At 58.2% G+C, this 20,707-nt stretch carries 17 protein-coding genes; 11 read left to right on the plus strand and 6 right to left on the minus strand.

What is annotated here, in order from left to right:
• The first annotated feature begins 180 nt into the window (after positions 1-180).
• On the plus strand, positions 181-1,830 hold the full coding sequence (locus tag ABU178_RS02575) for a Na+/H+ antiporter (protein ID WP_397211699.1): 1,650 nt from the start codon (positions 181-183) through the stop codon (positions 1,828-1,830).
• A 34-nt stretch (positions 1,831-1,864) separates the two neighbouring features.
• Here ABU178_RS02575 and ABU178_RS02580 read toward each other — a convergent pair whose 3' ends face one another.
• Positions 1,865-2,767, minus strand: coding sequence for a LysR family transcriptional regulator (locus ABU178_RS02580; RefSeq protein WP_397211701.1), 903 nt, complete (start codon positions 2,765-2,767; stop codon positions 1,865-1,867).
• 106 nt (positions 2,768-2,873) lie between these two features.
• Between ABU178_RS02580 and ABU178_RS02585 the strand changes: the two genes are divergently transcribed.
• From ABU178_RS02585 to ABU178_RS02595, 3 genes are all read left to right on the plus strand, one after another.
• Positions 2,874-3,299 carry a CidA/LrgA family protein gene (locus tag ABU178_RS02585; protein ID WP_397211703.1) on the plus strand — a complete coding sequence of 142 codons (426 nt, stop codon included), beginning with the start codon at positions 2,874-2,876 and terminating at the stop codon, positions 3,297-3,299.
• Positions 3,292-3,987 carry an LrgB family protein gene (locus ABU178_RS02590; RefSeq protein WP_397211705.1) on the plus strand — a complete coding sequence of 232 codons (696 nt, stop codon included), beginning with the start codon at positions 3,292-3,294 and terminating at the stop codon, positions 3,985-3,987. The genes ABU178_RS02585 and ABU178_RS02590 overlap by 8 nt, the downstream gene beginning before the upstream one ends.
• 164 nt (positions 3,988-4,151) lie before the next feature.
• A complete protein-coding gene (locus tag ABU178_RS02595; RefSeq protein WP_397211707.1) occupies positions 4,152-4,697 on the plus strand; it encodes a YfaZ family outer membrane protein in 546 nt (181 codons plus the stop codon).
• Between the two features lie 42 nt (positions 4,698-4,739).
• Here the strand turns inward: ABU178_RS02595 and ABU178_RS02600 are convergent, their stop codons facing one another.
• From ABU178_RS02600 to acs, 3 genes are all read right to left on the minus strand, one after another.
• Positions 4,740-6,398 (minus strand): cation acetate symporter, encoded by a 1,659-nt coding sequence (locus ABU178_RS02600; RefSeq protein WP_397211709.1) that lies wholly within the window; start codon positions 6,396-6,398, stop codon positions 4,740-4,742.
• Entirely contained in the window at positions 6,395-6,724 is a 330-nt protein-coding gene (locus ABU178_RS02605; RefSeq protein WP_397211711.1) for a DUF485 domain-containing protein, read from the minus strand. The genes ABU178_RS02600 and ABU178_RS02605 overlap by 4 nt, the downstream gene beginning before the upstream one ends.
• A gap of 221 nt (positions 6,725-6,945) precedes the next feature.
• Complete coding sequence (acs, locus tag ABU178_RS02610) at positions 6,946-8,901, minus strand: acetate--CoA ligase (RefSeq protein WP_397211713.1); 1,956 nt, start codon at positions 8,899-8,901, stop codon at positions 6,946-6,948.
• A 580-nt stretch (positions 8,902-9,481) separates the two neighbouring features.
• Here acs and gltP point away from each other — a divergent pair.
• From gltP to ABU178_RS02625, 3 genes are all read left to right on the plus strand, one after another.
• Positions 9,482-10,783, plus strand: a complete 1,302-nt coding sequence (gene gltP / locus ABU178_RS02615) for a glutamate/aspartate:proton symporter GltP (protein WP_397211715.1) — start codon at positions 9,482-9,484, stop codon at positions 10,781-10,783.
• Between the two features lie 124 nt (positions 10,784-10,907).
• A complete protein-coding gene (gene murQ / locus ABU178_RS02620) occupies positions 10,908-11,825 on the plus strand; it encodes an N-acetylmuramic acid 6-phosphate etherase (RefSeq protein ID WP_397211717.1) in 918 nt (305 codons plus the stop codon).
• Between the two features lie 235 nt (positions 11,826-12,060).
• The gene (locus ABU178_RS02625; protein WP_397211719.1) at positions 12,061-13,605 is read left to right on the plus strand and encodes a methyl-accepting chemotaxis protein; all 1,545 of its coding nucleotides are present in this window, start codon (positions 12,061-12,063) and stop codon (positions 13,603-13,605) included.
• A gap of 8 nt (positions 13,606-13,613) precedes the next feature.
• On the opposite strand, the gene ABU178_RS02630 is transcribed toward ABU178_RS02625, so the two are convergent.
• Positions 13,614-14,570, minus strand: coding sequence for an AraC family transcriptional regulator (locus ABU178_RS02630; protein WP_397211721.1), 957 nt, complete (start codon positions 14,568-14,570; stop codon positions 13,614-13,616).
• Between the two features lie 103 nt (positions 14,571-14,673).
• On the opposite strand from ABU178_RS02630, the gene ABU178_RS02635 reads away from it, so the two are divergent.
• The 4 genes from ABU178_RS02635 (at position 14,674) to ABU178_RS02650 (ending at position 19,367) form a co-directional block, all read left to right on the plus strand.
• The gene (locus tag ABU178_RS02635; RefSeq protein ID WP_397211723.1) at positions 14,674-15,861 is read left to right on the plus strand and encodes an MFS transporter; all 1,188 of its coding nucleotides are present in this window, start codon (positions 14,674-14,676) and stop codon (positions 15,859-15,861) included.
• Between the two features lie 243 nt (positions 15,862-16,104).
• A complete protein-coding gene (locus tag ABU178_RS02640; RefSeq protein ID WP_397211725.1) occupies positions 16,105-16,314 on the plus strand; it encodes a DUF1471 domain-containing protein in 210 nt (69 codons plus the stop codon).
• Between the two features lie 216 nt (positions 16,315-16,530).
• The gene (yncE, locus tag ABU178_RS02645; RefSeq protein ID WP_397211727.1) at positions 16,531-17,583 is read left to right on the plus strand and encodes a 7-bladed beta-propeller protein YncE; all 1,053 of its coding nucleotides are present in this window, start codon (positions 16,531-16,533) and stop codon (positions 17,581-17,583) included.
• 140 nt (positions 17,584-17,723) lie between these two features.
• Complete coding sequence (locus tag ABU178_RS02650) at positions 17,724-19,367, plus strand: dihydroxyacetone kinase subunit DhaK (RefSeq protein ID WP_397211729.1); 1,644 nt, start codon at positions 17,724-17,726, stop codon at positions 19,365-19,367.
• A gap of 40 nt (positions 19,368-19,407) precedes the next feature.
• On the opposite strand, the gene sbmA is transcribed toward ABU178_RS02650, so the two are convergent.
• The gene (sbmA, locus tag ABU178_RS02655; protein ID WP_397211731.1) at positions 19,408-20,643 is read right to left on the minus strand and encodes a peptide antibiotic transporter SbmA; all 1,236 of its coding nucleotides are present in this window, start codon (positions 20,641-20,643) and stop codon (positions 19,408-19,410) included.
• Positions 20,644-20,707 lie beyond the last annotated feature (64 nt).

The raw sequence follows: 20,707 nt of genomic DNA on the forward strand, positions 1-20,707 counted from the left end.
CCCCGTCTGACCGCACATCTGGTCGCACTTCTTCGCCGTTTTGCTTTACACTTTCCGGGCAACAATTTTGTATTAATGATAACCAGGCTGTGTCCCGTCATCAGGCAGGGCGCTGGCGCGATAAGCCGCCGCCGCGCTCACAAAACATTAGGTGACGCAGCCTAAACGCCTAAGGAAAGCATGGAAATCTTTTTTACCATCCTCATCATGACCCTGGTGGTGTCGCTCTCAGGTGTCGCTGCCCGTATTCTTCCCTTTCAGATTCCGCTGCCGCTGGTGCAGATTGCCGCAGGTGCGATGTTGGCCTTTCCCACCTTTGGCCTGCATGTCGATTTCGATCCTGAACTTTTTCTGGTGCTGTTTATTCCGCCGCTGCTGTTTTCTGACGGTTGGAAAACCCCTATTAGCGAATTTCTCCACCACGGGCGTGAAATTATCGGACTGGCGTTGATGCTGGTGCTGATCACCGTGGTCGGTATTGGCTACCTGATCCACTGGATCGTGCCGGGAATTCCGCTGCTGCCCGCCTTTGCGCTGGCGGCGGTGCTGTCGCCTACCGATGCCGTGGCGCTCTCCGGTATTGTAGGCGAGGGTCGCATCCCGAAAAAAATCATGTCAATCGTGCAGGGCGAAGCCCTGATGAACGATGCGTCTGGTCTGGTATCGCTGAAGTTTGCCGTCGCCGTGACGATGGGCACCATGATCTTCTCCTGGGGTGGCGCCAGCGTAGAGTTCCTGAAAGTGGCGCTGGGCGGACTGGTGGCGGGCGTCGCGGTCTGCTGGCTCTATGGACGCTCGCTGCGTCTGCTCAGCCGCTGGAGCGGGGACGATCCGGCGACGCAAACCGTGCTGCTGCTGCTGCTGCCGTTTGCCTCTTACCTGATTGCGGAACATCTTGGCGTCTCCGGCATCCTCGCTGCCGTGGCGGCGGGCATGACCATTACCCGTTCAGGGATTATCCGCCAGGCGCCGCTGGCGATGCGACTGCGTGCAAACAGCGTCTGGCAGATGCTGGAGTTTGTGTTTAACGGCATGGTGTTCCTGATGCTGGGTCTGCAACTGCCCGCGATTCTGGAAACTTCGATTGCCGAGGCGAATGCGGATCCCAACGTCGAGCTCTGGATGCTGTTTACCGATATCGTGCTGGTGTACGGCGCGCTGATGATTGTGCGCTTCGGCTGGCTCTGGATGATGAAGCGCATCAGCCTGCGCCTGCTGAAAAAGCGTCCGCTGGAGTTCGCCAGCTATTCGCTGCGTGAGCTGCTGATCGCCTCTTTTGCCGGGGTGCGCGGCGCGATTACCCTGGCGGGCGTGCTGTCGATTCCGCTGCTGCTGGCGAATGGCAATCCCTTTCCGGCGCGTTATGAGCTGATATTTATCGCCACCGGCGTGATCCTGTTTTCGCTGTTCGTCGGCGTCATTGTGCTGCCGATTCTGCTGCGCGGCATCGACGGCATCGATAAAACCGGTCATCGCCGCGAAATTCAGAACGCGCGCGCGGCGATGGCGGGCGTCGCTATCGAAAGCCTGCATAAAATGGAGGCGCGGCTGGAAAAGGACAGCGAAGAGAATATCGATCCGGAGATGTTGAAAGAGGTCAGCCTGCGCGTTATCGGTAATCTGCGTCGGCGCGTGGATGGCAAAGAGAATATGGATCAGGCGCTGTTTGTGGAAAACCTCGAGCGCCGCTTCCGCCTGACGGCGCTGCGGGCCGAACGCGCGGAGGTCTACCATCTGCGTGCGACCCAGCAGATCTCCAACGAGACGATGCAGAAGCTGCTGCGCGATCTCGATCTGCTCGAAGCGCTGCTGATCGAAAAAGAAGAGTAAGCAGGCAGGCCGCAGCGTTTGTTACGTTGCGGCCTTAAACCGACAGGCGCGGCGCCTCGCCGGGCCAGTGTTCGCGGCAACAGGCGATCCAGGCCTGGGCGCTGCGCGACAGATAGCTCCCTTCCCGCCAGATCAGCCCCAGGCTCCACATCAGTTCCGACTCCAGCGGCAGCCACAGCAGTGAGTTCCTGTCCAGCCGCTGACAGATCGGTTCCGGCAGGATTGCCAGTCCCATCTCCGCCTGCACCATTGCCGCCAGAAAATCCCACTGGCCGCTGCGCACCGCGATAGCGGGGGTCAGGCCCAGACGCTGAAACGCCTTCATCAACTGGCGATTAAGCGAAAACTCTTCGTTGAAAATCAGCAGCGGATGCGTTGCCAGCTCCGCCAGCGCCACGCTGGTGCGGTTCAGCCAGGGCGCGCTGCGCGGCAGCAGCACGCAGAGCGGATGGCGCATCAGCGGCAGGGTATTCAGCGGCAGATCGGGATCCACCGGCAGCGCGGTCAACGCAATGTCAAGGCTGCCCGCCAGCACCGCCTGCTGCACCGTGAGCCCGCCAAATTCGGAGATCTTCAGTTCGATGCCGGGATAACGGCGGCGAAAGGCGGAGATGGAACCGGCGATCTGCATACCCACCATTGGCGGAATGCCCAGCCGCAGCTCGCCGGTTTTCAGCTGGTTAATGTCGCCAATCTCCGCCTCAAGCTGATGAAACTCTTGCAGGATAGCGAGGCCGCGCTGGTAAACCGCCTGTCCGCTGTCGGTAAGATGCAGCTTGCGTCCGTCGCGTAACAGCAGGGTGCAGCCTAACTCCTCTTCCAGCTGACGCAGCATTTTGCTGATGGTGGGCTGAGTGACGTAGAGCTTTTGTGCGGCACGGGTAAAGCTTTGCTGGCGCACCACCTCGGTAAAGTAACGCAGAGCGCGAACGTCCATAAACTATTCCTGTATGGCATGAATTGAATAATATTAATTCATTTTTTTCACCCTCTGTCTGCGTTTTATACTCTGTTTCTGAGATTTTGACGGGAGAGTAAGGAAAATGGCGTTAGCGCTCAGTCCGCAAAGAACGGGCAAGTTGCAACGTATATGGCTGCCGCTTCAGCTGCTGCTTTATATCGGGCTGTTTGTGGCGTCGGAACAGCTGGTGAACTGGCTGCATCTGCCGCTGCCAGCCAATATCGTCGGCATGCTGTTGCTGCTGACGTTAATCATGACGCGCATCATGCCGCTGAAGTGGGTGCGCAGCGGCGCCAACTGGCTGCTGGCTGAGATGCTGCTGTTCTTTATTCCGGCGGTGGTTGCGGTGGTGAACTATGGCGATCTGCTGCGCATGGAGGGCTGGCGTATCTGCCTGGTTATCGCCGTCAGTACACTGCTGGTGCTGGCCTCTACCGCGCTGGTGGTAGATCGGGTTTACCGTTTCGAGGTGGCGCGCGCGGCGCGTAAGCAGGCCCGCAATGAATGATTTCGTCATTAGCGTGCTGTGTCTGGCGATCACGCTGCTGATCTACTTTCTCAACAAGCGGCTCTATCGCCGCTGGCGTACGCTGCTGCTGATGCCGCTGGTGATGACGCCGCTGCTGCTGGTGGCGCTGCTGCTGGTCTCCCATGTCTCCTGGCAGAATTACATCGCAGAGAGCCACTGGCTGCTCTGGCTGCTTGGCCCGGCGACGCTGGCCTTTGCCGTGCCGGTGTATGAGAACCTGGAAATTATCAAACGCCACTGGATGTCATTGAGCGCGGGCGTGCTCACCGCCACTGTCGTCGCGGTTTGCAGCTCGGTCTGGCTGGCGCGACTGTTAACGCTGCCGGAAGCGATCCAGCGTAGCCTGGCGGTGCGCTCGATTACCACGCCTTTTGCGCTGGCGGCGGCGAAGCAGGTGGGCGGTCAGCCCGATCTGGTGGCGCTGTTTGTGGTGATCACCGGCGTGTTCGGCATGGCGGTTGGCGACGTGCTGTTTCTGCGCATCGCCATCAAACAGGGTGTCGCTAAAGGCGCGGGATTTGGCGCCGCTTCGCACGGCGCCGGCACGGCGCGCGCATATCAGTTGGGGCAACAGGAAGGGGTGGTCTCCAGCCTGGTAATGATGCTCTCCGGCGTGATCACTGTGGTGCTGGCGCCGGTGATCGGTCATTTGATGTGGGCTGGCTGATGCTGGTTCCGGAACGTTAACCAACGGGCGACACTGTTATCTGCTACTGTCGCCTGCTTGCTGGAACATCTCTTCTTACGTAAAGCTTTCCAAAATAGGTTGTCTCACTGCGCCTTGCTGTTTACCCTTTCCGCCGAATTGATTGTCCTTTACGGAGTGGAATGATGTTTAAGCAACTTGTTACAGGAAGTGCGTTAGGTCTGGTGCTGCTCAGCGGCGCGGCGCAGGCGATTGAGGGCAGTGTTGACGTGGGTGAGCACAACACCAACCTCAACGTTGGTCTTGGCACCACATCTCCAGGGCTGTTTTTAAAAGGCAACTGGCTGCGCAGCGATGATGACGGCAGCGCCTACGGCCTGGGCCTGGGTTATAACATTGATGTCGGCCCGTTACGCGTGGCGCCGACGGCGAAAGCGCTCTTTACCCACCCGGAAGATGGTAAAGATGGTTTTGCCGTCGCGGTGGGTGCTGGCGCGCAGTACAGCTTCAATAACATGTGGGGCCTGTACGGCGAATATTACTACGCGCCGGAAGCGTTCTCCGACCATCTCGACAGTTATAAAGAAGCGTCGGGCGGCCTGAGCTTTACGCCAATCTCTCTGCTGAACCTGCGTGTGGGTTATCAGTATATGGAGCTGAACAACAAAGGCAGCCGTAAAGATAACGTGCTGATGGATGGCCCGTACGTTGGCGCCTCGCTGCGTTTCTGATACTTCTGCATAAAAAAGGGCGACCATGGTCGCCCTTGTTGCTTAATGCGCTTTGCCCTGATCGATGCCGATACCGGTCTGTGAACGCACAAACTGCGCGCGGAAGCGCTGGCGCTCCACCGCCCCCTGCGGCGAGTGATCGGTCACGGAGAAGAGCCATGTGCCGATAAAGGCCACCAGCATCGAGAACAGCGCCGGATATTCGTAAGGGAAGATGGCCGAGGCGTGTCCTAATACCTGAACCCAGACGGTCGGCCCCAGAATCATCAACAGCACCGCCGTCAGCAGACCGAGCCAGCCGCCAATCATCGCGCCGCGCGTGGTCAGTTTTGACCAGTACATCGACAGCAGAATGATGGGGAAATTACAGCTCGCGGCGATGGAGAAGGCGAGGCCCACCATAAAAGCGATGTTCTGCTTCTCAAACATAATTCCCAGAGCGATCGCCACCACGCCGAGCACCAGCACGGTAATCTTCGATACCCGCAGCTCTTCCCGCTCCGTGGCCTGACCCTTGCGCACCACGCTGGCGTAGAGATCGTGCGACACTGCCGATGCGCCCGCCAGCGTCAATCCGGCGACCACTGCGAGGATGGTGGCGAAAGCGACGGCGGAGATAAAGCCCAGGAAAGTACTGCCGCCCACCGCGTTCGCCAGATGCACCGCCGCCATATTGGTGCCGCCAATCAGCGCGCCGCTGGCATCTTTAAACATCGGATTAGCGCCTACCAGCAGGATGGCGCCGAAACCGATAATAAAGGTCAGGAAGTAGAAGTAGCCCATAAAGCCGGTAGCCCAGAACACGCTTTTACGCGCTTCGCGGGCGTCGGAGACGGTGAAGAAACGCATCAGAATATGCGGCAAACCAGCGGTGCCGAACATCAACCCCAGGCCGAGCGACAGCGCCGAAATAGGGTCGTGCACCAGTCCGCCAGGTCGCATAATCGCAATCCCTTTCGGATGTACCGCCATCGCCTCGGTAAACAGCGTATTAAAGCTGAAGCCAGCCGCCTTCATCACCATGATCGCCATAAAGGTGGCGCCGAACAGCAGCAGCACCGCCTTGATGATCTGCACCCAGGTGGTGGCAAGCATGCCGCCAAACAGCACGTAAAGCACCATCAGAATGCCCACCAGCACCACGGCGATATGGTAATCCAGCCCGAACAGCAGCTGAATCAGCTTACCGGCGCCGACCATCTGCGCAATCAGATAGAGCGCCACTACCACCAGCGAGCCGCAGGCGGAGAGGGTGCGAATCGGTTTCTGCGCCAGGCGATAGGAAGCGACATCGGCGAAGGTATAACGACCCAGATTACGCAGGCGCTCGGCGATGAGAAACAGAATCATCGGCCAGCCCACCAAAAAGCCCAGCGAATAGATCAGGCCATCGTAGCCGGAGGTGTAAACCAGCGCGGAGATGCCGAGGAAAGAGGCGGCGGACATAAAATCGCCCGCCATCGCCAGCCCGTTCTGAAAGCCGGTAATGTTACCGCCAGCGGTATAGTAATCACTGCGCGAGCGGGTGCGTTTGGACGCCCAGTACGTAATGCCTAAGGTGGCGGCGACAAATACCACAAACATAATGATCGCCTGATAGTTGGTGGCCTGTTTCTGTACCGCGCCGGTAATGGCGTCGGCAGCCAGCGCCGCGCCAGGCAGCGCCGCGATCGGTATCAACAGCAGATTGCGCCGCTTCATAATTTCACCCCGCTCAGGATCTCTTTCGTCAGACGATCGAACTCGCCGTTAGCCCGCCATACATAGACGCCGGTCAGCAAGAAGGAAACAACAATCAGGCCAATGCCGATCGGGATGCCGCGCGTCACGTTGGTTCCGGGGTGTAGCGGCGTGCCGAGCCAGCCGGGCGCAAAGGCGATCAGCAGAATAAAGCCAACATAGAGCACCAGCATAATCAGCGACAGCAGAGTGGCGAACGCCTGGCGCTTATGCACCAGCTCTTTGAAGCGCGGGTTATTTTCGATACGGGCATAGAGGGCGTCATGTTCGGATGGAGCTTCGTTCATCACAGTTTCTCCAGAGGTCGTTGAGGCGGTTCTTCACGCTTCGTGCCTCGCCGCAAGCAGCGCGCGGCACAGAGGCAAACGGAGCGCGCGAATAACGCCTCATCTGTAGGCTATTGTTATGGTTAAAGCTGTAATGCGACTGCGAAATGCATAATGCGTTGGATGGCCGGTGCGGGAAGCAGGGCACGGCTCAAGCCCTGACGCTTCCCGCAGAGAACCGGTTACGGCATGTTGATGGCCTGTTTCTCCTCCAGCAGTTTTTCCACGACGCCCGGATCGGCCAGCGTTGAGGTATCTCCCAGATTTCCCGTATCGCCAGCGGCAATTTTGCGCAAGATACGACGCATGATCTTGCCGGAGCGGGTTTTGGGCAACGAGTCGGTCCAGTGCAATACGTCCGGCGTGGCAAGCGGGCCGATCTCTTTACGCACCCAGTTACGCACCTCGGTATAAAGCTCAGCCGACGGCTCTTCGCCGTGATTCAGCGTGATGTAAGCATAAATCGCCTGGCCTTTGATGTTATGTGGAATGCCCACCACCGCCGCTTCGGCGATTTTCGGATGGGAAACCAGCGCTGATTCAATCTCGGCGGTGCCGAGGCGGTGGCCGGAGACGTTCAGCACATCGTCAACGCGACCGGTGATCCAGTAGTAGCCATCTTCATCCCGGCGCGCGCCGTCGCCGCTGAAGTACATGTTTTTAAAGGTGGAAAAATAGGTCTGCTCGAAGCGTTCATGATCGCCATACAGGGTACGCGCCTGACCGGGCCAGGAGTCGATAATCACCAGATTGCCTTCCGCGACGCCTTCCTGCGGCTGGCCTTCGTTATCCACCAGCGCTGGCTGGACGCCGAAGAAAGGTTTGGTGGCCGATCCCGCCTTCAGCTCAGTTGCGCCCGGCAACGGCGTTATCATGAAGCCGCCGGTCTCCGTTTGCCACCAGGTATCGACGATCGGGCAGCGACCGTCGCCAATCTTGTTGTAATACCACTCCCAGGCTTCCGGGTTGATCGGCTCGCCCACCGATCCCATGATGCGCAGGCTGGCGCGGCTGGTGCCGTTAATCGCCTTGTCGCCCTCCGCCATCAGGGCGCGGATCGCCGTGGGCGCGGTATACAGCAGCGTCACCTTATGCTTGTCCACAATCTCCGCCATGCGGCTCGGCTGCGGCCAGTTGGGCACCCCTTCAAACATCAGCGTGGTGGCGCCGCACGCCAGGGGACCATAAAGCAGATAGCTGTGACCGGTCACCCAGCCTACGTCGGCGGTACACCAGTAGATATCGTCAGGATGGTAATCGAACACATATTTAAAGGTGGCGGCCACGTAGACCAGATAGCCGCCGGTGGTGTGCAGCACGCCTTTCGGCTTGCCGGTAGAGCCGGAGGTATAAAGGATAAACAGCGGATCCTCTGCGTTCATCTCTTCCGGCTGGTGATGCGCGCTGGCGCTGTGCATCAGCTCATGCCACCAGAGATCGCGTCCTTCATGCCACTCCGTTGTGTTGCCGGTGCGTTTCAGCACTACCACCTGCTGCACGCTGGTCACCGCAGGATTCTTCAGCGCATCGTCGACGTTTCTTTTCAGCGGAATAGCGCGACCGGCGCGAACGCCTTCGTCGGCGGTCACCACCAGCCTGGCGTTGGAATCCACCACGCGCCCGGCGACCGCTTCCGGCGAAAAACCGCCAAAAATCACTGAGTGCACCGCACCGATCCGCGCGCAGGCGAGCATTGCCACCGCCGCTTCCGGCACCATCGGCATATAGATGGCGACCACATCGCCTTTATTCACGCCGAGATCTTTCAGCACGTTAGCGAAACGGCACACTTCGCGATGCAGATCGCGAAAGGTCAGGGTTTTGCTTTCGCTGGCGTCATCCCCTTCCCAGATAATGGCGGGATGATCGCCACGCTCATGCAGGTGGCGATCAAGGCAGTTGGCCGCCAGGTTTAGCGTGCCGTCCTCATACCAGCGAATAGAAACATTGCCCGGCGCAAAAGAGCTGTTTTTCACTTTGCTGAAGGGCTTAATCCAGTCGAGAATTTTGCCCTGTTCTCCCCAAAAGGCGTCGGGATCCTGGACGGACTGTTGATACATCGACTGATACTGTGCTGCGGTAATCAGCGCTTTTTCTGCAATATTGGCCGGAACGGGATGCTTATGTAGTTGGCTCATGGCGGGTCTCCTTGAAGATGTTAATCATATGACAATCAAAGGTTAATAAAAGCGAGAGCCGGCGCTTTGTTTCTTTTTTGCGCCACAGATCACGAGATTAAAAGAGACGCTAAAACGCACAGATGAATGATGGGTTATTGCAGGTAAACAGAGCAGTAACTGCTGCCTTTAGTTTAGGAAATGTCGCTGCATGCTGCTCAAAAAAACAGCAAACGAACCCGCTCTCTTTTTGCCCGATACTGCATAGCTATGCGCGACAGAGATGAATTATTACTTTTTATAACAGCAGGTTAGGCTTTATATAACTAAACAGCATTTTATCCTGCCGGAATGCCGAAGTTTTAAGCGAACCCGCCGGGGGTTGCATTTACCGTAGTGAAAATGATACTTATCACGCCCCTGTACAGCAGGTCACAACTCTGGTTGCACAGGATGGAGCACGGAAAACCACAGCGTTTCCGTGCCGGATGCAACCTATTATATCCCTCTAATTTACCGGGCTTTTGCTCACTTCCCTGTGTTCTTATTCGCTGCATCTGCGCCGCAGAGACAGGGGTTTTGACTGAGGAAATAACGCGTTATGAAAGGTTTTAAAATCAGCCTCGCCTGGCAAATTTTAATTGCTCTGGTGCTGGGTATTGTCGCGGGCGCCATACTGCATAATCAGCAAGAAGGACGTGAATGGTTAATCACTAACATTCTTAGCCCGGCAGGCGACATCTTTATTCATCTGATCAAGATGATTGTGGTGCCGATTGTGATTTCCACGCTGATTGTCGGTATAGCTGGCGTGGGCGATGCGAAAAAACTGGGACGGATTGGGGTAAAAACCATCGTCTACTTTGAAGTGATCACCACCATTGCCATTGTGGTCGGGATTACCCTGGCCAACGTGTTTCAGCCCGGCAGCGGCATTGATATGTCAACGCTGGCAACGGTGGACATCTCTAAATATGAAGCGACCACGCAGCAGGTGCAAGGCGGCGCGCACAGCCTGGTCACCACCATTCTGTCGCTGATCCCGCAGAATATTTTCGCCTCGCTGGTGAAGGGCGACATGCTGCCGATTATCTTCTTCTCGGTGCTGTTCGGCATGGGACTCTCTGCGCTGCCCGCAGAGCATCGCGATCCGCTGGTCACGGTATTCCGTTCCGTGTCGGAAACCATGTTTAAAGTCACGCACATGATCATGCGCTATGCGCCGGTCGGGGTGTTCGCGCTGATAGCGGTGACCATCGCCAACTTTGGTTTTGCCTCACTCTGGCCACTGGCGAAGCTGGTTCTGTTGGTGTACGCGGCGATTCTGTTCTTTGCGTTCGTGGTGCTCGGCAGCGTGGCGCGCATTTGCAAGCTGCGCATTACCACGCTGATGCGCATTCTGAAAGATGAGCTGATCCTCGCGTACTCCACCTCCAGTTCTGAAACCGTGCTGCCGCGCATCATGGAGAAGATGGAGGCTTACGGCGCGCCGAAGGCGATCACCAGCTTCGTGGTGCCCACCGGCTACTCGTTTAACCTCGACGGCTCGACGCTTTATCAGAGTATTGCGGCGATCTTTATCGCCCAGCTGTACGGCATCGATCTCTCGCTCAGCGACGAGATTCTTCTGGTGCTGACGCTGATGGTCACCTCGAAAGGTATCGCTGGCGTGCCGGGCGTCTCCTTTGTGGTGCTGCTGGCGACGTTGGGTAGCGTCGGCATTCCGCTGGAAGGACTGGCGTTTATCGCCGGTGTGGATCGCATCATGGATATGGCGCGCACCGCGCTGAACGTGATCGGCAATGCGCTGGCGGTGCTGGTTATCGCCCGCTGGGAAAACCAGTTTGATACGCAGCAGGCCAGAAAGTATGAGCTGACCCTGCGGGCGCAACCCACAGAATAATCTGATAAGAAACCCGCCATCTGGCGGGTTTTTTTCTGTCTGAAATCACTATGCCGCAACGGCATGATCCCCTGGATATGATAAAAAGAGAGCGGAACCATTCAGTGATACAGACAGGTGCGCGATGAAAATCGATCTCAGCGAGATGATTACCGAAGGCCGTAACGCGGCCAGCCAGAATATTGACGAGCTTTCCACGGAAGCGATGCTGCACGTCATTAATGAAGAAGATAAAAAGGTAGCGCAGGCGGTGGAAGCGATTCTGCCGCAAATCGCGCAGGCCGTAGACGCCATCGGCGCAGCCTTTCGCCGGGGGGGCAGGTTGATCTACTGCGGCGCAGGCACCTCAGGCCGTCTCGGCATCCTGGATGCCAGCGAGTGTCCGCCCACTTTCGGCACGCCGCGCGGCCAGGTGGTGGGACTTATCGCGGGCGGCCACAGGGCGATCCTGCAGGCGGTAGAAAACGCCGAAGATAACCGCGCGCAGGGCGAGCAGGATCTGCGCGATATCGACTTCAGTGCCCGTGACGTGCTGGTTGGCATTGCCGCCAGCGGTCGCACCCCGTACGTGCTCGGCGCGCTGGATTATGCTAAATCCCTCGGCGCGACCTGCGCGGCGCTGACCTGCAATCCCAACAGCGAGATGGCGCAGCGGGCGGATATTCCGCTGACGCCGGTAGTCGGGCCGGAAGTGGTAACCGGCTCGTCGCGTATGAAGGCGGGCACGGCGCAGAAGCTGGTGCTGAATATGCTGAGCACTGGCGCGATGATCCGCAGCGGCAAAGTCTACGGCAACCTGATGGTTGATGTTGAGGCGACCAATCAGAAGCTGGTGCAGCGTCAGATCAATATCGTGATGCAGGCCTGCGGTTGTGACGAGGCAGTGGCGAAGCAGGCACTGGCTGAGTGCGAAGGTCATTGTAAAACCGCCATCGTCATGGTGCTGGCCGGGTTGACGACAGAGGAAGCCCGCGTGCTACTGACGCAAAACAGCGGTTTTATCCGCCAGGCGCTGCGTGATGCCGGTCCGGCAGCGCAGTAAAAACGCTTCCGGGCGCGCGCGGGCTTATCTGTGGCAGGGAAGCTTTCCTTGATTAGCTTAATCATTCTTTACTGTTTTAGTCAGGCAATAATTGTGTGAGCCGGGCTGCAAAGCCCGTTAATTCGGTCTAAAAATTAATTTTCCTCACTAAAGCCAGGTCCTTGTTGTGCCGAAAAGGTAAAAAAAGATAATCGATTTTTTCTGCAATTTGCAGGTGCCTTTCAAGGACCCATCCATGCGTAATAATCAACCCGTAAGCCAACGTGAGTATGTGTTTGACGATCATGCCACGCTGATGTCTACCACCGATCTCAACAGTCACATTACCTATGCCAATGATGCTTTTATTGAGGTCAGCGGTTTTACGCCGGAAGAGGTGAACGGGCAGCCGCACAATATGGTGCGCCATCCGGATATGCCGCCAGAGGCCTTTGCCGATATGTGGGCGACGCTGAAGCAGGGGGAGCCCTGGACGGCGCTGGTCAAAAACCGGCGTAAAAATGGCGATCACTACTGGGTGCGCGCCAATGCTATTCCGGTGGTGCGCGAGGGCAAAGTGCAGGGCTATATGTCGGTACGCACCAAGCCCACGCCGGAAGAGATCAAGCAGACCGAGACGCTCTACCGCAATTTTCGCGAGGGGCGGGCGAAAGGTTACGGTTTCCACAAAGGGCTGATCGTGGGACGCGGCTGGCGTCAGCTCGGCTCGCTGTTCAAAACCCTGTCGCTGCGCTGGCGCATCCGCAGCACCCTCATGGCGCTGTTGCCGCTGTCGGTCGCCAGCGTCTGGGCGCTGGGACTGTCGGCGGGCGCGCTGGGCTGTTTCGCTGGCGGCATGGCGATTTTGCTGCTGCTGGCCAGCTGCTGGCTGGAACAGCAGATTTCACGTCCCATCGAGCGCGTCTGCCGCCAGGCGTTAAGCGTCGCTACCGGCGCCAGCCATAAAGTGGAACAGATGGATCGCGTCGATGAAGTGGGCATGACGCTGCGCGCCATCGGCCAACTGGGGCTGATGTTCCGCTGGCTGGTGGATGACGTCAGCGGCCAGGCGATTAACGTGCTGAGCGCCAGCGACGCGATTGCCCGCAGCAATGACGATCTCAGCCGTCGCACCGAGCAGGCGGCCGCTAACGTGCAGCAGACCGCGGCCACCATGAATGAGATGACCGCCACGGTGAAAAGCAACACGGAAACCGCAGGCGAAGTGAATTCGCTCTCTACCACCACCAGCAAGGCGGCGCAGAAAGGGGGCGAAGTGATGCAGGAGATGGTCGGCATGATGGCGGAGATTGCTGACAGCTCGAAGCGTATCGCCAACATTACCAGCGTGATCGATGGCATCGCTTTCCAGACCAATATCCTGGCGCTGAACGCGGCGGTGGAAGCGGCGCGCGCGGGAGAGCAGGGCAAAGGGTTCGCCGTGGTGGCCGGCGAGGTGCGCAGCCTGGCGCAGCGCAGCGCTAAAGCCGCCAGCGAAATCAAAAATCTGGTGGAAACCAGCGCGCTGCGCGTGCAGTCGGGCAGCAATCATGTCGATGCTGCCGGGCGCACCATGCAGGATATCGTCTCGCAGGTGCAAAACGTCACCGCGCTGATTGCGCAAATCAGCGCCGCAACCGCTGAACAGTCTGTGGCCCTGAGCGAAGTCAGCACCGCAGTGGAAGATCTCGACGACATCACTCATCAAAACGCCGCGCGCGTGCAGGAAGGGGCAGAAGCCTCTGGTCGCATGGCGCGCCAGGCGAACCGGCTGGTAGAGGCGATCAGCGTATTTCGCTGATCGCAGCCTCAGGCGCGCCGCTGCTGTTCCCGCCCGGCACGCAGCGCGCCGGGCGGCTGACCGACAATGCGCTTGAACGCCCGACTGAAGGCGGCCAGCGAGCCGTAGCCAAGATCGAAAGCCACCGTTTCTACCGCCTCCCCGCCGCTGCCGATGCGCTGCGCCGCCAGTCGCATACGCAGCTCGGTAAGATAGCGCAGCGGCGTCATGCCGGTGGCGCTCTGAAAGCGTTCAGCAAACACCGAGCGTGAACAGCCGGAAACGCGTGCCAGCTTTTCAACGCTCCAGCTCTGACCTGGATCGCGATGCATGGCGGCGATCGCCAGGCTCAGGCGCGGATCGCGCAGCGCCTGCACCAGTCCGCTGCCCTGGCCGCAACCGCTCTCCACCCAGCCGCGCACGATGAGCGCGGCCACCACATCGGCAAGACGCGACAGGATGCTGGCGAAACCGGCCTGACGGGCGGTGGATTCGCGCTCCATCGCCTCCAGGATCGGCTGAATTTCCGGGTATTTCGACAGCAGCGTACTGACCATCATCACATCCGGCATGGTGTTAATCAGCGGCTGCATTCCGCCCAGCTCAAAAGCCATGCAGGCGCTGAACAAAACGATGTTCCGCTCGCTGTCACAGGTGCCAGCGGGGGCAATAGCGCAGACGCTGTCGCAAATCGGCTTGCTGCCGAAGGCGGCGATATCTTCTGTGGCCGCATCAACGGCGGAGAGCAGCGCATGGGCTTTGCCGTGGGGGATCAGCAGCGCATCGCCGGTTTGCAGGGTATGAATGGTGCCAGCCGCGCTTTTTACCAGCAGCGGACCGCGCCCGACAAAGTGCAACTGCGCACGGCCCGGCGCGTCATTGAAACGGATGCCGAAAGGCGCGGCGACCTCAATACGCTGATACCTCACGCCGTACAGACGCATCCCCGTCAGCAGCTCGCTGGTCAGATCTTCATAGTGGCTCATACAATCACAGACGAATTATCAATAAAGGCGGAGAAAGCATCATAGATCGTCTTGCGTCTGGCCTCTATGCTCTGCCTTTATTTTTTTACAGGGGAGAGAAGAGATGAGTCAGCATTCAGAAGTGGCTGATGAGGTCGGGACAGAACAAAAACCCGCCTGGAGCGCGGTATTCGCCATGTCGTTTGGCGTATTTGGTTTGATTACGGCGGAGTTTTTACCGGTCAGCCTGTTAACGCCGATTGCACGCAGCTTGCAGGTAACAGAAGGCCATGCGGGACAAACCATCACGGTCACGGCGCTGGTGGCGCTGTTCACCAGTCTGTTTATTACCATGGCGACGCGACGTATCGATCGGCGCTGGGTGCTGCTGGGGTTTTCACTGTTGCAGGTGGTGTCGAATTTGCTGGTGGCCTTTGCCGCCGATCTGAACATGATTCTGATTGGCCGCATGCTGCTGGGCGTGGCGATTGGCGGTTTCTGGACGCTTTCCACCGCGACGGCGATGCGTCTGGTGCCCGCCTCGCAGGTGCCCAAGGCGCTGTCGATTGTTTTCAGCGGCGTATCGCTGGCGACTATTATCGCCACGCCGCTCGGCAGCTTTCTTGGCGAGGTGATTGGCTGGCGTAATATTTTTCTGCTGGCGGCCCTGCTCGGCGCGCTGGCTTTGCTCTGGCAATTCTTCAGCCTGCCTGCGATGCCCGCCGACAGCGCTAAACGTCATGGCAGCATGATCGATGTGCTGCTGCGACCCGGCATGCGCTGGGGAATGCTGGCGATCATCCTGCTCTTTACCGGCCACTTTGCCTTTTTCACTTATATGCGTCCGTTTCTGGAAACGGTGGCGCAAACCGACGTTAACGGCATTTCCGGCATTCTGCTGGCGTTTGGCGTCGCCAACTTCTTTGGCACCTCGCTGGCGGGCTACCTGCTGATGCGTAATCTGCATCTTACCCTGAGCGGCATGACGCTGCTGATGAGCCTGCTGGCGCTGCTGCTGGTGCTGTTTGGTCATTACGCCTGGCTGGATGGCCTTTGCATCGCCCTGTGGGGCATGGCGTTTGGCGCGATCCCGGTGGGCTGGTCAACCTGGATTACCCGTACCGTACCGGATGAGGCGGAGAGCGGCGGCGGACTGCTGGTAGCGACCATCCAGCTGGCGATCACCGTGGGCGCGGCGGCGGGCGGCTGGGTATTTGATGCCAGCGGCGCGCGCGGCGTGTTTATGGCCAGCTTCGTGCTCATGCTGCTTGCTGCCACCACCATTTTTATGCGGGTGCGCGCGCGGGCATAAGCTGACGGGCCGTTGCTTTGTTAGAACGGCCCGGACAATCGCAGCGATAAATGCTGCCTTTTATTGCAGAATTAGCGTATTAACCTTTTGAACAGTTGCCAGGCGATTCGTGCTTTTTAACATCAGTTAATTTGAAAGAGTAAGACGAATCTCTCCGCTTTTACACCTCCTGCTTTCGGCCTATTATCTCTCTCAACAAGGCAACACGCCTTACCTTAACCAAATATCTCCGAGGGATTGACCATGAAAACTATCAAAACTTTTGCTGCTGTTATCGCGCTTTCCGTTCTGCCGTTTGCCAGCTTTGCCCAATCTGTGACCGCAACCGGCGATACGCTGGATAGCGCAGAAGCGAAAATCGCTGCTCAGGCGCACAAAGATGGTGCTTCTTATAAAATTACCGAAGCTTACTTCAATAACGGCGTGCATATGACCGCTGAACTGACTAAATAAGCTAAGCGCGCTTTATGCTGACAGGACGCCTCCGGGCGTCCTGTCTTTTTTGCGCCGTGGAAAAAGCTGTCGCTTTTCTTATGAAAGTGATTATTATTCTCAAAAATTAAAATCTTTCGTCGGCCTGCTTCAGGCTGTTTGCGTTTTACTTGCTGGTTGCAATGTCGGGCTTTTCTTTCACTGCCATGAGGCGGTATGTTTTGCTATGGAGAAGTCATGAACGCTGTAAAAACAACTCGTCAGTGGGCGCTGCGTCCGCTGCTGCTTGCTCTGGTTTTATCCTCTGCGACGGTCGCCGCACAGTCCCGGGAAATCAATCAGCCGGTCGCGAAGGGCGCCTATGAAATGGCCTGGAGCAACAGCGGCAACGCGCTCTGGCTGGCCAGCGCCGGCAGCTTTAAGCTGGACAAAGGCGGCGTGGTCTATCGCCTCGACCCGCAAAATCTCACGGTGACGCAAATCATTCACAACGACATCAAACCCTTTGGCGCCGCCATCAATAATCAGACCAACCGGCTGTTTGTTGGCAATACCGTCAACGGGTCGGTCACGGCGATTGATGCAAACAGCGGCGAAGTGCTGAAGCGTCTGGTGCTGGATGGCCGCAAGCGCAGCGAAACGGTGAAGCCGTTACAGCCGCGCGAGCTGGTGGTCGATGAAGCCAGCGATCGGGTTTATATCACCGGCGTGGGCGCTGAGAGCGTGGTGTGGGTGGTGAACGGCAGCGACTTATCGCTTATCAGCACCATCCCGGATACTGGCAAAGCGGCAACCGGCCTGGCGCTGGATGCCGCCGCGCAGAAACTTTATGTGACTAACAGCGAAGGCGAGTTGGTCACCATCAATACGCGCACTAACGCCATTGAGAAACGGCAGAAGCTGGACGCGGAAAAAGAGCACTTCTTTCTGAACATCGCGCTGGACCCCGCCAGTCATCGCGCCTTCCTGAGCGATTCTAAACAGCCGCAGGTGCTGGTAGTGGATACGCGCAGCCAGGCGATTGTGCATAAAATCGACGTGCCGGAATCGCTGGCGGTGCTGTTTAATCCGCAGCGTAACGAGCTGTATGTTACGCATCGCAAGGCGGGCAGCATCAGCATTATCGATGCGCGCAGCTACAGGGTGAAGCGCACGATAGAGGCGCAGGGCCTGCCAAACAGCCTGGCGCTGGCAGCCGATGGCAACACCCTTTACGTCAGCGTCAAGCAGCCCTCTTCGCGCAAGCAGGAAGCGACGCAGCCTGACAGCGTGATGCGTATCGCGCTCTGATTCTGTGTCGTTATTCCCTGCGGGCGGCCTGTGCCGCCCGTTTGCGTTTTCATGCCTTTCTCCCTGAACGCAAAGTGTTTTCAACTACCTTTATAGCGTGTCGCCTGGGTCGGGCGTCATCAACACCAAGGGAGAATGTAATGAGCCAGTTTTTTATGAACGAGAAAGGCGATCTGGTGAATGAGGCGATAGAGGGCGTATTGCTCAGCACCCCCTGGCATAACCTCAGCCGACTGGATTTGGGTGATGATATTCGGGTGGTGGTCCGTAACGACTGGGATAAAAGCAACGTCGCGCTGATTTCGGGCGGCGGCTCCGGCCACGAACCGGCGCACGCAGGTTTTGTCGGCAAAGGGATGCTGACTGCCGCAGTGTGTGGCGATATCTTTGCCTCACCCAGCGTGGACGCGGTGCTCAGCGCCATTATCAACGTCACCGGCGAGGCGGGCTGCCTGCTGATTGTGAAAAACTATACCGGCGATCGCCTGAACTTCGGCCTGGCCGCCGAAAAAGCGAAAAACCTGGGTTACAAGGTGGCGCTGGTGATGGTGCAGGACGATATCGCGCTGCCGGATAATCCTCAGCCGCGCGGCATTGCCGGGACGGCGCTGATTCATAAAATCGCGGGCTATGCGGCGGAGCAGGGCGCGTCGCTGGAGCAGGTGCAGGCGCTGGCGCAGCGGGCGATAGAGGCTACCGCTACCATCGGGCTGGCGTTCGCCACCTGCCATGTGCCTGGCGAAACGCGCGACGAGCGGGTAAAACCCGGTCAGAGCGAGCTGGGCATGGGCATTCACGGCGAGCCGGGCGTCACCACGCTGGAAACGCAGAACAGCCGCGAAATTGTCGCCATCATGACGGAAGAGCTGGCGAAAACGCTGTCGGAAGATAAAAAAGCGCTGCTGCTGATCAACAATCTCGGCGGCTTTTCGATGCTGGAGCTGGCTGTGCTGACGCGTGAAGTATTGAAAAGCCCGCTGGCGAACCGGCTCAGCCATCTGATTGGCCCGGCGACGCTGGTCAGCGCGCTGGATATGAAAGGCTTGTCTCTCACGGTGCTGCAACTGGAAGCCGACTTTAGCGAGGCGCTGGCCGCGCCGGTCGAGGTGCAGGGCTGGCAGCCGGTGCAAACCCTCGCCACGCCGCAGCTGATGGCGGCAGAAAAAGTCGCCAGTGAATTGCAGGTGCGCCCTTCACAGAATGCGCAGGTCGCGGCGGTGGTAAAAACCGTCAGCCAGACCTTGATCGATCTGGAAGAGGAGCTGAACGCGCTGGATGCCAAAGTGGGCGACGGCGATACCGGTTCGACTTTTGCCGCCGGGGCACGACGGGTGAAAAAAGAGCTGGAAGGCGATCGGCTGCCGCTGGCGGAACTGCCGGCGCTAATGGCGGTAGTGGGCGAACAGCTGGCGACGGTGATGGGCGGATCGAGCGGCGTGCTGATGTCGATTCTGTTCACCGCGGCGGGGCAGCATCTGGAGCAGGGCAGCAACGTCACGGAGGCGCTGGAACATGGCCTGGAGCGGATGAAACATTATGGCGGCGCGCAGATTGGTCATCGCACGCTGGTGGATGCGCTGGAGCCAGCCCTGAAAGCGCTGATGGCCGGTGAGTCGTTGCAGGCAGCGGCAGCGGCGGCGCAACAGGGCGCGGAGTCTACCGCGCAGATGCAGAGCGCGCAGGCGGGCCGCTCCTCTTACCTCAACCAGCAAAGTCTGGATGGCGTGAAGGATCCCGGCGCTTATGCGGTAGAACGCGTTTTTGCGGCGCTAAGCCAGAATTAAAGGGGGCGCGCTGACCAGACCGGCAAGCGCGCAGGGCGGCCTACTCGGCCGCCTCTTTCATCATCTCTTCATGCGGGATATCGGCCAGAATCTGCTCAAAGCTGCGCAGACGCTTGTAGATCGACATCAGCTCCACCAGGGTGGACCAGGAGTTGATCAGATACTGGAACGAGGAGCGCACCTGATCAAACACGTTGGTAATCTGGTTCAGCAGGCCGAGGGTAATGGTGCCGGCGACGATCGAGGGAAACAGCAGAAACAGGCCGAACACGTTATCTACCTGCAGATACAAAATGCGTGTGATATTGAAGTAAAGATAGTGGAAGTAGAGACGGAAATAGTTAAAGCGCACGCGACCAAACAGCTCGGTTACGGTAGGCGGCGCAGCACGATTGGGATCATCCTCGCCATACACCAGCTCTTTACGATAGGCCGCCTCGACACGCTGATTGCGGAACTCCAGCCCCGGCAGCTTAATCCCCACCAGCGCCAGCAGCGCGGTGCCAAACAGCGACCAGAGCAGCGCGGCGATCACCAGCGCGTAAGGGATATTGCCGAGAATCGGGATATCTTTTACATGGCCTGAAAGCGTTACCAGCACCGGCAGAAAGGCGATCAGCGTCATAATCGCCTGGATAAAGCTCACGCCCCAATCTTCCAGCGTGCTGGCGAAGCGCATGGTGTCTTCCTGCACACGCTGTGCCGCGCCTTCCACGCTGCGCAGGCGCTGCCAGTTGTGCATATAGTAATTGTTCATCGCGGTACGCCAGCGGAAGACCCAGTGGCTGATAAAGAATGAGTTCATCACGCCAATCACCACCGCGATCAGGGCGATGCCGAGAAAAGCCGTTACCTGATGATAAAATTCGGCGATCGGCACCGAACCCGCTTTGGTCAGCGCTTTTTGAATCAGATCGTAGAACGGGCCATACCAGGCGTTAATCGCCACGCCGACCTGCACGCCAAACCAGGTGACAAACACAATCAGCGCCGAGCCCCATACCGACCAGCGCTGCCAGGGATGGTTATCAAGCACCCGCCAGGCGAGTGCGAAAATCGCCACCACAATCCAGTAGTAAGCATAAAACCAGAGCTGGCTCACGGCGATAAAACGCAGCGCCGTGGTGGGCAGCGGCTGTTTTACCGCCTCCGCCAACGCGGGAAAAGCAGAAGGCAATTGGCCGACAAAGCCAAACCAGGCAAACACCGCCAGCAGGCTCCAGATAGCGGCCGTACTAAAAAAGAGTGCTGGCCGGGGAAAAAAGGATTTAAACATAGGATCTCCATTCTTATTCCCCCTAGTTATAGCGCGTAAGACCATTCTCTGTCTCTACGGGGTT

This window comes from Pantoea osteomyelitidis (assembly GCF_044342975.1).
Taxonomy (GTDB): domain Bacteria; phylum Pseudomonadota; class Gammaproteobacteria; order Enterobacterales; family Enterobacteriaceae; genus Pantoea; species Pantoea osteomyelitidis.